A 14,181-nucleotide genomic window follows, 5' to 3' on the forward strand; every position below is an offset into this window, starting at 1 on the left:
TAAAATCAAAGATGGTGTAGTTAAAGGCAGCATTGAATGTTATGAAGTCAATTATAGATATTAGGCTTGTTTGTTTTTATTTTTAGTATTGTATAATTATATAAATTAGTTAAATCTAATTTATTAGATTTGCACGAACTAAAAATAAAATATAATTATGCTGAAACACGTTTTAAAACAATTAATGGTCATTTCCTTTCTTCTTGTTTCTGTCAGTTCTATGGCACAGAATATCGAAATCTCAGGAATGGTTAAGGATATCAATAGCAATGAAGCTATTGGTGGAAGTAATATTAAACTCAAAAATTCTAAGCGTTCTGCTGTTGCCGATAAACAAGGGAGATTTCAAATGTCTGTTCCTCAGCAATTCAAAGGAGGAACTCTGCTGGTCTCTTATCTGGGTTATAAACCGGATACTATATTAATCGATAGTAATAAAAAATTTTATGAAATATTATTGCATACTAAGGCAGACGCACTCAGTGAAATTGTTGTTACTGGTGTATCCAGAGCTACTTTGTCGAGAGAGAACCCTGTGCCGATTGTAAGTGTATCTAAAAAGAAGATAGAACAATCTTCGGAGAGTAATATTATAGATGTGCTGGTTCGGAACGTTCCAGGTCTTAATGCTGTAAAAACAGGCCCTAATATCTCAAAACCTTTTATCAGGGGTTTAGGATATAACAGAGTGCTGACTTTATATGATGGAATCCGTCAGGAGGGGCAGCAATGGGGAGATGAACATGGAATTGAAGTGGATGCCTATAATATTGAACGTTCTGAAGTCATTAAGGGGCCTGCAAGTTTGATGTATGGGAGCGATGCGCTTGCGGGAGTAGTTAGCCTGATGTCATCAATGCCGTCTGTAACAGATGGTCTGCTGCATGGTAAAGTTCTTTCCGAATATCAGAGTAATAATGGTTTAATCGGTAATGGTCTGGGCTTATTTTATGCGAAAAATCATTGGTCATTTGCTTTGCGCGGCTCTTATCGTATAGCTAAAAACTACAGTAACGCTATAGACGGCAGGGTCTATAATACGGGATTCCGGGAAACAAATGCATCTGGTACTGTACGTTACCAGACTGGTAAAGGTAATTCAACACTGAACCTGAGTCTTTATGATAATATTCAGGGGATTCCGGATGGCAGCCGGGACTCATTAACCAGAAAGTTTACTTATCAGATCCATGAAGGAGATCTGGATGATATCAAAAAACGCCCCATTGTTTCTGATGCAATGCTGAATTCTTATCAGCTGAGTCCTCTGCATCAGCATATTCAGCATTACCGGATATATAGTAATAATCATTATGCGGTTGGTGAAGGAGATATTGATTTCATGCTTGCTTTCCAGCAAAATATTCGCAGAGAGTATAATCACCCTACAATGACCGATCAGGCTGGAATGTTCGTCAGGTTGAATACATTAAATTACGGGGTGAAATATAATGCGCCTAAATTCTTAAATACGGAGTTCACATTCGGTATAAATGGAATGTACCAGAATAACCTGAATAAGAATGCGACAGATTTTCCAATTCCTGATTACAACCTGTTTGACGCAGGAGCTTATATTTTTGCTAAATGGAAATATGAAAAATGGACAATTGGGGGAGGGATAAGATCTGATCTGCGTTATTTAAATGCACAGGATTTTTATACCTCAACAAATCCTCAAACCGGTTTTGGTCAGCATGTTTCACTGGCACAGGATCCAAAAGCAAATCTGCAATTCCCTTCTTTTAGTAAATCTTTTGGTGGGATTTCATTAAGCCTTGGGAGTACTTATGAGCTGAGTGATCAGGTAAGCCTGAAGGCTAATGTTGCAAGAGGGTACCGGGCACCCAGTATTACAGAATTTGCTTCTAATGGATTAGATCCGGGGGCACATATTATTTACCTGGGAAACCGTGATTTTAAACCTGAATTTTCTTTGCAGGAAGATATAGGTGCAGATATAACGCTGAAAGATTTGTCCATGTCATTCAGCATTTTTAACAATAATATTCAAAACTACATTTATCTGAGTCAGCTGTTAGATGCGGATGGAAATCCGGTCATCAGTGCGCAGGGAGATAAAACTTATCAATATCAACAGGCTTCTGCACAACTTTATGGATTTGAAGCTACTTTTAGTCTGCATCCTGAGTCTTTGAAAGGCTTTTCATTTGATAATTCATTTTCAGTTATCAGGGGATATAACAGAAAACAAATATTTAAAGATAAGAAAACAGGTGGAGAATATTTACCACTTATTCCGCCAGTCAGGCTATTAAGCAGTGTAAGTCAGGATATCAGGCTTAATTCAAAGTTGTTCTCAGAAATGAATTTTAGAATAGAGGCAGAATACAATGGAGCACAAAATCGTTATCTGGCTTTGAATGATACAGAAACTGCTACTTCGTCTTATCTGCTTTTCAATGTTGCTGCCGGGACAAAGATTAATTATTCAAAAAAGCATACACTGCAATTGCAATTACAGGCTAATAATTTATTGAATGAAACTTATCAGTCTAACCTGAGCAGGCTTAAATATTTTGAATATTATGAGCATTCACCAAATGGGTACAGAGGTATACAGGGGATGGGCAGAAGTATTGGGATAAAAGCTATTCTTTCATTTTAACGACAATTAAATATACCTTTGATCTTTTTGTAATTAACCTTATAATAAATCACTGTATTTTAACTAAATTAATGAAACTCTTTCTATTAGGTATTTTATTGAGCATATCTGCTCTCTCTTTCGCTCAGTCCAATTTTCAAAAAGGATACGTTGTCAACAATGAAAAAGACACACTCAGAGGGTATATTGATTACAAAGAATGGGATTTAAATCCTGGCAAAATAGCTTTCAAGACTGATTTGGATGCTGGAATCCAGGATTTTACCGTGAAAAACTCTTTGGCGTGGGCGGTTACCGGTTTGGAGATTTATCAAAAATATGAAGTAGAGGTCAGTATGAGCCAGGTAGATGTGAGCCGTCTTTCTGTAGGCCGGGATAATTCAAAGGCAAAGAGTGTTGTCTTTTTAAAAGTATTGCAGACCGGTAAAAATGCGACCTTGTTTTCTTATACTGATGGAATTAAACAAAGGTTTTACCTGCTGGAAAAAGATGAATCTATACCTTACGAACTGGGTTCACAGTTATATATGAAATCTAAAGAGGATAATTTAATGGTTACTGACAACCAATATATCAGACAGCTTGGTTTAGTGATGACTAAACTGAATGTGGGTACTGAAGCTGAGCGCCATAGTTTAGAAATTTCAAATTATGGAATAAAGCCTATCATGAATGCTGTTGCTGTGATTAATGAACAGCAATTGATTAAAACTAATAAAAATTCAGCTGTAAGATTTTTTGCAGGAGCAGGATTGAATATGAGCAGGGCTCATTATAAAGGTGATACTCCTTTCGCTTTACCGGGTGCCGAAAGCAAGGTTTCGCTGATGCCTTTAATCACGGCAGGTTTTGATCTTTTTGCTAATCCGGCTATAGGCAAACTGATTTACAGAGCAGAATTATCTTTACTGATGGGTAAACATGAAGCGACAATCAGAGAACCTTCTCCTTCTAAAACCTATATGACTCATACTTTTAATCAGTTCACCATTAATATTACCCCTCAGATCATCTATAATTTCTATAATACAAATCGCTTAAAAGCATTTGTAGGTGGCGGGCCGGGACTTAATTTTTCGGGCTACAGCAATAACAAAACGACATTGTATAGCAATTCAGGAAATGAAACCGAGCTTACTTCCCGTAAAATTGATCTGGAGAAATTCAATTTCTCGTTTCCTTTTACCGCTGGTTTAGTCTTTAATAAAAAAGTAGAGATCTCTGCAGGTTACGCTTTTGCTTCACCAATTACAAATTATAGCAGTTTCAGTATTAATATGCAGCGTTATCGGGTTGGTGTTAATTACCTGTTTGGCAAGCTTTAAATGTTTTGAATTGTAGAAAATTATTCCTAAGTTTGCATCCCTGTTTAAGACAGGATTTAACATAAAATAATCATAACAATGAATCAGTACGAAACTGTTATCGTTCTAACCCCGTTGTTGTCAGAAGAAGTTGCGAAAGAAGCATTAGCGAAATTTAGCAAAATCATCACTGACAGCGGTGCCGAAATTGTTCAAGAGGACAATTGGGGTTTGAGAAAATTAGCGTATCCGATTGAAAAAAAAGCAAGCGGATTTTTCCACCTTACAGAGTACAAATCTTCAGGTGAATTAATTAACAAATTGGAATTAGAACTAAAACGCGATGAGCGTGTTCTTCGTTTCCTTACCATTAGATTAGACCGTCACGCGGTTGCTTATAATGAGAAGAAACGCAGTGGTGCTTTTAACAAAAAACCTAAGAAAGAGGAGGCTTCTGCATAATGGCTAAAGATCAAATACAATATGTTACCGCTCCAAAAGTGGACGATAACAGAAAAAAATATTGCCGTTTCAAAAAGAATGGTATTAAATATATTGATTATAAAGACGCAAACTTTTTGTTAAAATTCATCAATGATCAGGGTAAAATTTTACCTCGCCGCTTAACCGGTACTTCATTGAAATTTCAACGTAAAGTGGCTCAAGCGGTTAAACGTTCTCGCCACATTGGTTTGTTACCTTTCGTTGCTGACCAATTAAAATAAGAGCTGAACATGGAAATTATATTAAAACAGGACATCAAATCTCTTGGAGAGAAAGATGATATTGTAAACGTAAAGCCAGGTTACGGACGTAACTACCTTATCCCACAAGGATTCGGTGCTTTAGCTACTCCATCTGCTAAAAAAGTATTAGCAGAGAATTTGAAACAAGCAGCGTTTAAACAAGATAAAATTAAGAAAGATGCTGAAGGTATCGCAACTCGTTTAGCTGATGTTAAATTGAGTATCGGTGCTAAAGCTGGTGAAACTGGTAAAATCTTTGGTGCAGTAAACACTATTATGATTGCTGATGCATTAAAACAACAAGGTTTTGATGTTGACCGTCGCCGTATCACTTTCGAAACTGAACCTAAATTTGTTGGTGAATATATCGCTAACTTAAACTTACACAAAGAAGTGAAAGTTAAAGTTCCTTTCGCAGTTGTAGCTGAGTAATCTCATCTTAAACGAATATAAAAAAAGCGTTCCGATAAAATCGGAACGCTTTTTTTATGCTTTAGCTTTAGAGAAGACTTTAATAGCTTCTCTGATGCAAATGATAAAGAGAAGCTATTAAAGTCTTCTTCTTTTAGATCTGTTTTCGTCAATTACTCTTCTGATCTCTTTGATATCTTTCTTTGAGAACCCATGAATTTCTACCTTATTACCATTAACGAATAAACGTAAGGTTGCAAATCCAATCATCGGTGAATCAACTTCGATTGAGGTAATGTCTTCGTAATTCAGATATTTAGAGTCTCCACTAAATAAACCCGGTACTTTGATCTCAATACTATTCTCTTCTAAATAGATCTCTGCCGGAAAAACCTTGTTTCCCTCTGAGAGCCTTGATGCTGTAAACTTCATTTTCTTTAATCTGAATGTAACGGCAAATCTAGTTATTAAGCTAATTGTTTTTGCTTTTCTATTGCATTTAATAATTTTTCATAAGGCGCATTGAATTTTTCTATACCCTCGTCCTCTAATTGCTGGGTTAGTTTCGCCAGATCAATCTCTTCATGGCGTAACTGGGCAAGAATAGCAGACGCACCTTCAAGGTCTATCTCCAACCTGTTTTCGGGGTCACCATGATCGCGGTAAGCTTCCAGTGTTTCCATAGGAATGGTATCAACTGTATCAGGGCCAATCAGGGCTTCCACATATTTGGTGTCTTTAAAGGCGGGATTTTTACTGCTTGTACTTGCCCAGAGTAAACGCTGCGGTTTTGCACCCAGTGCAGCAAGTTTTTCCCATCTTTCACCGCTAAATACCTGTTTGTAAATTTCATAGGCCTTTTTTGCAGACGCAATGGCAACTTCACCTTTTAATTCACCCAGATGTTTCTCGTCCAGTATAGGATCAATTAAAACATCTATACGGCTTAGAAAGAAGCTCGCTACCGAAGCAATACCTTTAATTGACTCTCCATTAGCGGCACGTTCTTCCAGACCTTCTATATAAGCGTCAGTTACTTTTTTATAGCGCTCCAGTCCAAACAATAAGGTCACATTGATATTCAATCCTTCAGCGATGGTCTTTTTGATAGCTGCCAGCCCGGGTTGTGTACCCGGAATTTTAATCATTACATTTTTACGGTCTACTTCTTTCCAGAGTTGTAAAGCCTGTTTGATGGTACCTGCTGTATCTAATGCTAACAATGGAGATACCTCCAGACTGGCATACCCATCAGTACCTTTTATTTCTTCATTATAAACAGGTAATAAGAGATCTGCGGCCTGCTGAATATCTTTAATAGCAAGACGGTAAAATATATCTTCGTTACTGATATTCTCTTTTGATAATTCTGCAATATCCGCATCATAATCAGAACTGCTGCTGATTGCTTTTTCGAAAATTGCAGGATTAGAAGTCAGGCCTCTTACTCCGTCAATTTCAATCAGTTCTTTTAATTTACCGGATTTAATGATTTCACGATCAATAAAGTCGAGCCAGATACTCTGACCATAATCATGTATTTTTTTTACTTTATTCGCTTCCATATTGTATTCTTTTAATTAAAAACAAGGGATAAGTCTGAATGTTTAAGCTGCTTTAAATATATGCACTGAAATGACAAATCCATATCAACAATTTTATCATCCGGATTTAAACAGCTTCTAATTTTATTTACCTTTGGGCGATGGCTAGAAAACGCGGCAAAAGCAGTAAATCAAGAAAGTTTGATTTCAGAAATTTACCTATACTCATAGGGAAATGTATTTTATGGTTTTTCTTAAGTACGATCCTCTGGGTACTGGCTTACCGGTTTATTAACCCGCCATTTACTTCTTTAATGATCCTGCGTAATATTGAGCGTAAATCGGATGGGAAAACTTTTAAAACAGAAAAAGACTGGGTGAAACTCAGTGAAATGTCTGATCAGATTAAACGTGCTGCCATTGCTGGTGAAGACCAGAAATTTGTTCATCACTGGGGCTTTGATATGAAAGCGATCGGAAGGGCTTATAGTGCCAACAAAGAAGATAGTACGAAAGTTAAAGGCGGAAGTACAATTTCTCAGCAGACGGCCAAAAATGTGTTTTTATGGCCAGGCAGATCGTGGATACGTAAGGGTTTTGAGGCTTATTTTACAGTCCTGATTGAGATGATCTGGAGTAAGCAGCGGATACTGGAGGTTTATCTCAATGTTATAGAGATGGGGGATGGTATTTATGGTGCCGAAGCTGCCTCACAAAGTTATTATGGAAAGTCATGCAGGGACCTGAACAGATCTGAAGCTGCATTGATTGTAGCCTGTTTCCCTAATCCCTTGCGCTGGACCCCTTCGCATCCTACTCTATATATCAGACACAGACAATATCTGATTATGAAAAATATCAGAAACCTGGGCCCATTAAAATTTAAGTAAAATAGAATAAGGTTTTTGCAGATTAAATTAAATCTGCAAAAACTTTATGATGCCAGCTCTCTTTAAAAGGGACTTCCCATTTCGTCTGGAAATCTTCCAGAGTTTGAACCATATTGTTAAACACAATAGAATCCGGTGTTATATTTTTAATGCTGATCAGCGTTTCAAAATCTTCTTTATTCACTACAATCACCTTTCCGTCTACTTTGTAAGCCATATTGAAGCGGTTAAATAAATCTGCTCCATATTCGCTCTCAATTCCTTTGATGATCCTTACCGAAGCGTCAATTGAACAACCGGTAGCGCCAGCTGTAGACTCATCTACGGTGAAAATAATGAAATAATTGTATCTGATTTCTGCTTTTGCCTGCAATTGATGGCCATGGGCTTTCCATTGCGCAGTAAAACCGTCTAATTGTTGTTGAATTGCACTAACCTCCTGGTCACTGAATTCACGATCGCTCTGATAGATCCAAACTTTTGATTGTGGAGAAAAACTCATATTACAAATTTAACATTTTATTTAAATTGACATACCCAAATAGTAACTGAGATGAAAAAGTTTACAATCTCCTTAAAAATAGCCGCGTATGCCTTGCTATGCACTGTTTTTCTCTCTTTTTCAGCTTACGGACCAACTGAAGAAGAGGCCGTTTATGTGCAGCAGAAATTGTATGATCATTATAATGCAGAGGCGAAAGGAGGGCTTATCAAAAAGTATGAACTCCATGTTACCAACACTGGCTTTTGCCGTTATAAGTGTTTCTTTAACAATGGGAAGATAGAATATTTCTCTTTTAATTTTTTAAAATACAAGGATATAGATTATGCCGGAACTTCGCAGTCAGGTACTTTAATATTGCGGACAAAAGGGGATGATGTCATTGTGCAGACTTATAATGATAGCAAGGGCGGGGATATTGATAGTATGGCCACTTTTATGGCCATACCACTTAAGAATATTGAGCCCGAAGAGCTGAATCAGCTAATGGAGAAATTTCAGCAGATGAGTTCGAAGCTCCGCCAATAGTAAACAATGGAGTTTCCATATCACGCGAAGCTACAATGATCATCGTATCCTGCGCATGTTCTTTAAACAGGTTTTCTACTAAAACAGGATTATTATTATCTTTTGATAAGTGGGCTAATAATAAATGCGTAAGCCTGGCCGGACGTGAGTTAATAAACAATTCTAAGGCCTGTTTATTACTTAAGTGACCAAAACCATCGCTAATTCTCTTTTTCAGATAATAGGGATAATTCCCTTGCTGTAAAAGTTCCTCGTCATAGTTTGTTTCCAGAAATGCAGCATCACATTGTTTAAAATGATGGGTCAGCTGTTCACATACAATGCCAAGATCGGTAAAAACGCCCACTTTAATATCTTCGCACGAAACCATAAAGCTATGTGGTTCTGCAGCATCATGTATTTTAGGAAAACAGGTAATCTGTAAAGAGCCTATTTCTACAACCTGGTGGCTGGTGAAAGAATTCACCAGATCTTCTGGTAGTTCCAGTTTACTGTTCCCAATAGTTCCAGGAGTAATATAAACCGGGATTCGGTATTTTTTGGCCATGACAGTTAAGCCACGGATATGATCACCGTGTTCGTGGGAAATAAAAATAGCTTTGATTTTGCCCATGGATAAACCCAGGCGAAGCATCCTTTTTTCTGTTTCCCGGCAGGAGATTCCAGCATCTATAAGTACGGCTTCCTTTGCATTACCAATGTAATAGCAATTGCCGTTACTGCCCGAATTTAATGAAGTAATAAAAAGAGGGTTACAACCCATTTGCTCTTGCTGTAATTTCTGCTATATCTAAAACCTGAACATTTTGATTCTGTTCTTTCATTTTAACACCGTCACTTAACATGGTCATACAGAAAGGACAACCTGCAGCAATGATATTGGGACTGGTTTCCAGTGCTTCTTCAATTCTTTCGATATTGATGTCTTTGTTCCCTTTTTCTGGTTCCTTAAACATTTGAGCACCGCCAGCACCACAGCAAAGACCATTAGATTTACAACGTTTCATTTCAACCAGTTGCGCGTCTAATACTTCTAATGCTTTTCTTGGAGCTTCATATATACCATTACCACGGCCCAGATAACAAGGATCATGATAAGTGATTTTTTTACCTTTAAAACTTTCGCCCCCTTCAGCTTTCAGTTTACCTTCATTAATCAGGTCCTGAATTAATTGTGTATGGTGAATCACTTCATAACTGCCACCCAGACCAGGATATTCGTTTTTGATGGTATTGAAGCAATGCGGACAACCAGTCACGATCTTTTTAATATTATAACCGTTCAGTACTTCAATATTTGTCATAGCCTGCATCTGGAACAGGAATTCATTTCCGGCACGTTTAGCAGGATCTCCGGTACAGCTTTCTTCTGTGCCCAATACGGCATATTTAATGCCTACGTGATGAAGTATTTTACAGATATCACGTGTTGTTTTTTGGGCACGCTCATCATAACTACCCGCACAGCCTACCCAGAATAAGATTTCAGGTTCTTCGCCCCTGGCAATCATCTCTGCCATTGTAGGTACTTCTATATTTAGTTTCTCGCTCATTATTCAGCTTGAGTAATAGATTAAAATTAATTTTCTTTAGCCCAGTTCAACCGGTCAGCAGGAGAATATTTCCATGGAGCCCCGTTGTTCTCAATATTTCCAAGCATTGCATTGATACTTGATGGTGCCTGAGATTCTTCCATTACAGCATACCTTCGAAGGTCTGTAATGATAGCCAGTGGATCAATGTTGATAGGGCAGGCTTCTACGCAAGCATTACAGCTGGTACAAGCCCATATTTCTTCTCTGGTGATATAATCATCAATTAATGATTTCCCATCGTCGAAGCCAGCTCCGGTTTTATCAATGTTTTTACCCACTTCTTCCATACGGTCACGGGTATCCATCATTATTTTGCGTGGAGAAAGCAGTTTACCTGTAATATTAGCAGGACATACTGAGGTACAGCGTCCGCATTCAGTACAGGTATAAGCGTTCATCAGGTTTACCCACGATAAATCATTCACATCTTTTGCACCAAACCGGCCTGCTTCTGCTTCAGGAGGGGTGAAAGATGGATCAAGCATCGCCTTAACCTCATTGGTTACGCTTTGCATATTGCTGAACTCACCTTTTGGTTCCAGGTTAGAGAAGTAAGTGTTTGGAAAAGCAAAAAGGATATGGAAATGCTTAGAATAAGGCAGGTAGTTCAGGAAGGCAAGAATACCTAAAATGTGAAACCACCAGCAGCCTCTTTCAATGGCAATAAGACTGCCTTCACTTGCTGGTAATATATTTTGCAGGAACTGACTGACCGGGAAAGAGCCAGCTGTTATATAATGATGGGCACCCATAGCCTGTAATTTGGCATCCGCTGCATTCATTAACAGAAATGCTGACATCAGCAGAATTTCTGTAATCAGGATGTAATTGGCATCAGATTTTGGCCAGCCTTTCAGTTCCGGGCTATTTAATCTTTTTAGTTTTAGAATATTTCTTCTGATCAGGAAAATTGCACAGCCAACCCATACACCCAGGGCGAGGATCTCAAAAGAGCCTATCAGAAAGTTGTACAGACTGCCCAGGCCTCCGAAAACACGGTGGGTACCGAATATCCCGTCAATCATAATTTCGAGTACCTCGATATTGATGATTACAAAACCTATATAAACGACAAAATGCAGCGCAGCAGGAATTGGACGGACCACCATTTTGCTTTGCCCAAGGGCAACCCTGATCATGGTCATCAGTCTTTTTTGAGGCTGGTCGGTGCGGTCTGCCGCTTTCCCGATTTTAATATTGCGGATCACCTTTTTCAGGTTGAAGCTGAATAGTGCGATTGCCGCTAAAGTGATTGCTATAAATAGAATTTGTGAAATCATTATTTGGTTAATCTTTTACAGTCATGCTAAGTTAAAATAATTAGCAGTAAAAAAATACTATGCTTGCATAATTATTTTAAATTTAGAGCAGTTTTAAATAATTCTGGGGCCTTTTTGAATTATTTTCAGAAAAAGTTTTGCAATTCAAAAAAAGAAACTACATTTGCACTCCCAACCGAGGGGAACATGCTCAAACATGTTGAAATAAGATGGTGCGGTAGCTCAGTCGGTAGAGCAAAGGATTGAAAATCCTTGTGTCGCCGGTTCGATCCCGGCCCACACCACTTCTTCTAAAAGCTTCAGATTTCTCTGAAGCTTTTTTGTTTTAAAAGATATTTTAAATATTAACCTAACCCCCTGGGGCACCACTGCCTCCGCCTCCACTTAAGAAAAACGTATAAGGATTTTGTTTAAAGGATTCTTTTTTAATGCATGCTTTACACTGGTCGTAGGCAGCAGGGCCATATGATTTTTCATAAATGTTTGGAATTAATTTAAAATCAGCTGGTACAATACTATAGGAGGGTGGCGGTACAAAACCGGATCAAGTCATAAACTTGTGGATTAGGGATTAAATTCCAAGTTTTGGGTTTGATATTTTTTGAGTTCAAAGCAGATGGTTACGATTCTTTAATAAGCTAATTACTTCCTGATTTTATAGTTCAATTTAACATGATTAAACGCCCTGATTACTTTGATCAGAGATCGGTCAACGCTTCAGCGGAATGCTTAGGGGGAGGAAAGATCCTGATTTTTCCAGGTTTTCTACTTTTACGAAAGTTCTCTAATTTTTTTTCGGTTTCCATTGATTGTTTCATTGTGCCCGGTACAGAACTTTTGAAACAACCTGTACTCCAAACTGCTGCTTTAAAAATGAAACCGCCCAGGATTCCCTTTGAAAATTTACCCGTTAAACTTCCCATAATAAATAAATGCCTTTCTACCAATGTAAGCTATTCGCGTTATAGATTATCCTGATGAGTAAAAAATGTCCGCAATTGTCCATGGGTTAATCAAAGGGAAAATTATAATTTCATTAATCTTCATCCGGTTATGATTTGGTTGTGCCTGAATAGAGATCGGGGTGACACCACGTTGAGAACAGCCTTTAAGCATAGTAACTCTAAGTCATTTCAACTAGTTGTTTTTACCTGGACTTGCCATGCTCTTACCTTACTTTAGCATTGCTCTTACCCTAACGAGTACCCGGACAGTACCCGGGCAGTACCCGGCCGATATAGATTGATTATTTAGCTATTTTGAATTTATTTACTGACAGCCCGGCTTTGTTTCGGCTGAGTCATTCCCATGCAAATTGAAAGCTTTCAGCACAACTTCCAGAGGCATAAGAGCATCCCTGATAGCAAAGACTTTCTGTTTAGCATGTCAAAATTTATGCTTAAAAAGAGCCCGCTCCGCAAGTTTATGACTTGATCCACAAAACCACCAATCAGATTGACAACTATAAACTGATTTTTTATATCAGTAATTGGAATAGTCAACTGACCGTTTATAGACTTCAACATCTTTATGTATATTATCATGAAGATGTTTTGTAATGGAGAAAGGAACTGTATTCATGATACAGATGCCTGATTCTATATTCGTTACTACCTCCAGAAAGAGCTGGGCATGTCCCGGATCATGAATATAGACCCTGTTTCCCGGATAAAAGTCACTGATTATAATTTTAGTACAGGAATTTGGTAAAATTCCATTCACCGTTACTTCGACAGTTTCGCCCTGTCGAACGGCATGTGCAGAGAAGTTAATCATAATGTTTTTTTTTACTATTATAATTTTATTAGCTATAAAAAACATACTTAAATTCGATTTAATCAATTGATTGTCAGTGTTTAATTAAATTAAGATGTTTTAAATTGAAAATAATAGGTTATTTTTTTTGAATAAAATTCCACTTCATTCAGTCAGGGGAGTTGAATTCTATTTACCTCAGATGATGACATCAAAGCTTTGCAGTTTTTTATTTTTAACTTTAGGATACAAGAGTGTTTTAATAACTTAATATTCTCTTAATATACAGAAGTTTTTTCCCTGTTACTTTTGCGACCAAGAGATTCTTTGGTTAGCAAATGTCAAAAATAACAAACGATTTATCTGATAAGTTTCTGCTGGAAAAATACCGTACTGGTAATACTGTAGCCTATAACGTACTTTTTAAACGCTATTATAATTCACTTTATAGTTTCGCTTTAAAAAACCTGAAAGAATCCTGCGTAGCAGAAGAGCTCGTTATGGATGTTATGATGGGGTTATGGAAAAAGAAAGGCGAAATTATTATTGAAGATGATCTCAAAGCTTATCTCTACCGCTCGGTAAAGAATGCGATCTATAATCATTACCGTAAAAAAATATTACCTACCGTTTCTTTAGAACTGGTCAGGGATCATATCACTTTAACTTCTACAGCTGTTGATTATCAATTGAACAGCAGAGAGCTGGAAAACTTTTATCGCCAGAAAATCAGTCAGCTCAGTCCGCAGCGCCGCAAAGTTTATGAACTGAGCAGAGATGAGGATATGAGTTATGCTGAAATTGCTAAAAATCTGGATCTCTCTGTAAACACCGTTGAAAACTATATGGTGGCTTCACTCAGCTTTTTTCGTAAGCAGCTAAACGAACATGCTGATTTTACACTACTGATAGTCCTTTCTGTACTATTTAATTAATTTTTATTTTTTTTCATTTCCTATAGGTGGTAGCTCCGGTTAATTGTGTTTTACTTATTGAA

The 14,181-nt window shown here is 37.5% G+C and carries 15 protein-coding genes and 1 tRNA gene; 9 read left to right on the forward strand and 7 right to left on the reverse strand.

Going from position 1 to position 14,181, the window contains the following annotated elements:
• Positions 1 to 157: 157 nt before the first annotated feature.
• The 5 genes from HDE68_RS09850 to rplI all read left to right on the forward strand — a co-directional run bounded on the left by HDE68_RS09850 (position 158) and on the right by rplI (position 5,111).
• Positions 158 to 2,629, forward strand: a complete 2,472-nt coding sequence (locus tag HDE68_RS09850) for a TonB-dependent receptor (RefSeq protein WP_183881349.1) — start codon at positions 158 to 160, stop codon at positions 2,627 to 2,629.
• A 71-nt stretch (positions 2,630 to 2,700) separates the two neighbouring features.
• Positions 2,701 to 3,954, forward strand: a complete 1,254-nt coding sequence (locus HDE68_RS09855; RefSeq protein WP_183881350.1) for an outer membrane beta-barrel protein — start codon at positions 2,701 to 2,703, stop codon at positions 3,952 to 3,954.
• Positions 3,955 to 4,032: 78 nt separating this feature from the next.
• The gene (gene rpsF, locus HDE68_RS09860; protein ID WP_183881352.1) at positions 4,033 to 4,395 is read left to right on the forward strand and encodes a 30S ribosomal protein S6; all 363 of its coding nucleotides are present in this window, start codon (positions 4,033 to 4,035) and stop codon (positions 4,393 to 4,395) included.
• Positions 4,395 to 4,658, forward strand: a complete 264-nt coding sequence (rpsR, locus tag HDE68_RS09865; protein ID WP_008244392.1) for a 30S ribosomal protein S18 — start codon at positions 4,395 to 4,397, stop codon at positions 4,656 to 4,658. Before rpsF ends, rpsR begins: the two co-directional genes overlap by 1 nt.
• Before the next feature lie 9 nt (positions 4,659 to 4,667).
• A complete protein-coding gene (gene rplI, locus HDE68_RS09870; protein WP_068403319.1) occupies positions 4,668 to 5,111 on the forward strand; it encodes a 50S ribosomal protein L9 in 444 nt (147 codons plus the stop codon).
• A 117-nt stretch (positions 5,112 to 5,228) separates the two neighbouring features.
• Here the strand turns inward: rplI and HDE68_RS09875 are convergent, their stop codons facing one another.
• Both HDE68_RS09875 and tal read right to left on the reverse strand, forming a co-directional pair.
• A complete protein-coding gene (locus HDE68_RS09875) occupies positions 5,229 to 5,522 on the reverse strand; it encodes a hypothetical protein (RefSeq protein WP_183881354.1) in 294 nt (97 codons plus the stop codon).
• A gap of 35 nt (positions 5,523 to 5,557) precedes the next feature.
• A complete protein-coding gene (gene tal, locus HDE68_RS09880) occupies positions 5,558 to 6,655 on the reverse strand; it encodes a transaldolase (RefSeq protein WP_183881355.1) in 1,098 nt (365 codons plus the stop codon).
• A 140-nt stretch (positions 6,656 to 6,795) separates the two neighbouring features.
• On the opposite strand from tal, the gene mtgA reads away from it, so the two are divergent.
• Positions 6,796 to 7,524: a monofunctional biosynthetic peptidoglycan transglycosylase gene (gene mtgA, locus HDE68_RS09885; protein ID WP_183881357.1), complete on the forward strand. Its 729-nt coding sequence runs from the start codon at positions 6,796 to 6,798 to the stop codon at positions 7,522 to 7,524.
• A gap of 22 nt (positions 7,525 to 7,546) precedes the next feature.
• On the opposite strand, the gene HDE68_RS09890 is transcribed toward mtgA, so the two are convergent.
• Complete coding sequence (locus HDE68_RS09890; protein WP_183881359.1) at positions 7,547 to 8,026, reverse strand: ABC transporter ATPase; 480 nt, start codon at positions 8,024 to 8,026, stop codon at positions 7,547 to 7,549.
• Between the two features lie 51 nt (positions 8,027 to 8,077).
• On the opposite strand from HDE68_RS09890, the gene HDE68_RS09895 reads away from it, so the two are divergent.
• Positions 8,078 to 8,554 (forward strand): hypothetical protein, encoded by a 477-nt coding sequence (locus HDE68_RS09895; protein ID WP_183881361.1) that lies wholly within the window; start codon positions 8,078 to 8,080, stop codon positions 8,552 to 8,554.
• On the opposite strand, the gene HDE68_RS09900 is transcribed toward HDE68_RS09895, so the two are convergent.
• The 3 genes from HDE68_RS09900 to HDE68_RS09910 are packed head-to-tail and all read right to left on the reverse strand — an operon-like array spanning position 8,478 to position 11,429.
• Positions 8,478 to 9,317: an MBL fold metallo-hydrolase gene (locus HDE68_RS09900; RefSeq protein WP_183881363.1), complete on the reverse strand. Its 840-nt coding sequence runs from the start codon at positions 9,315 to 9,317 to the stop codon at positions 8,478 to 8,480. The genes HDE68_RS09895 and HDE68_RS09900 overlap by 77 nt on opposite strands.
• A complete protein-coding gene (locus HDE68_RS09905; RefSeq protein WP_183881365.1) occupies positions 9,307 to 10,107 on the reverse strand; it encodes a (Fe-S)-binding protein in 801 nt (266 codons plus the stop codon). The genes HDE68_RS09900 and HDE68_RS09905 overlap by 11 nt, the downstream gene beginning before the upstream one ends.
• A 26-nt stretch (positions 10,108 to 10,133) precedes the next feature.
• A complete protein-coding gene (locus HDE68_RS09910; protein ID WP_183881367.1) occupies positions 10,134 to 11,429 on the reverse strand; it encodes a 4Fe-4S dicluster domain-containing protein in 1,296 nt (431 codons plus the stop codon).
• A 211-nt stretch (positions 11,430 to 11,640) separates the two neighbouring features.
• Here HDE68_RS09910 and HDE68_RS09915 point away from each other — a divergent pair.
• Positions 11,641 to 11,713: transfer RNA gene (locus HDE68_RS09915), tRNA-Phe, on the forward strand.
• Positions 11,714 to 12,911: 1,198 nt separating this feature from the next.
• Here HDE68_RS09915 and HDE68_RS09920 read toward each other — a convergent pair.
• Positions 12,912 to 13,205, reverse strand: coding sequence for a hypothetical protein (locus HDE68_RS09920; protein ID WP_183881369.1), 294 nt, complete (start codon positions 13,203 to 13,205; stop codon positions 12,912 to 12,914).
• 317 nt (positions 13,206 to 13,522) lie between these two features.
• Here HDE68_RS09920 and HDE68_RS09925 point away from each other — a divergent pair, with 317 nt between their 5' ends.
• Positions 13,523 to 14,119, forward strand: a complete 597-nt coding sequence (locus HDE68_RS09925; RefSeq protein WP_183881371.1) for an RNA polymerase sigma-70 factor — start codon at positions 13,523 to 13,525, stop codon at positions 14,117 to 14,119.
• Positions 14,120 to 14,181: the final 62 nt, after the last annotated feature.

Source organism: Pedobacter cryoconitis, assembly GCF_014200605.1.
Taxonomy (GTDB): Bacteria; Bacteroidota; Bacteroidia; order Sphingobacteriales; family Sphingobacteriaceae; genus Pedobacter; species Pedobacter cryoconitis_B.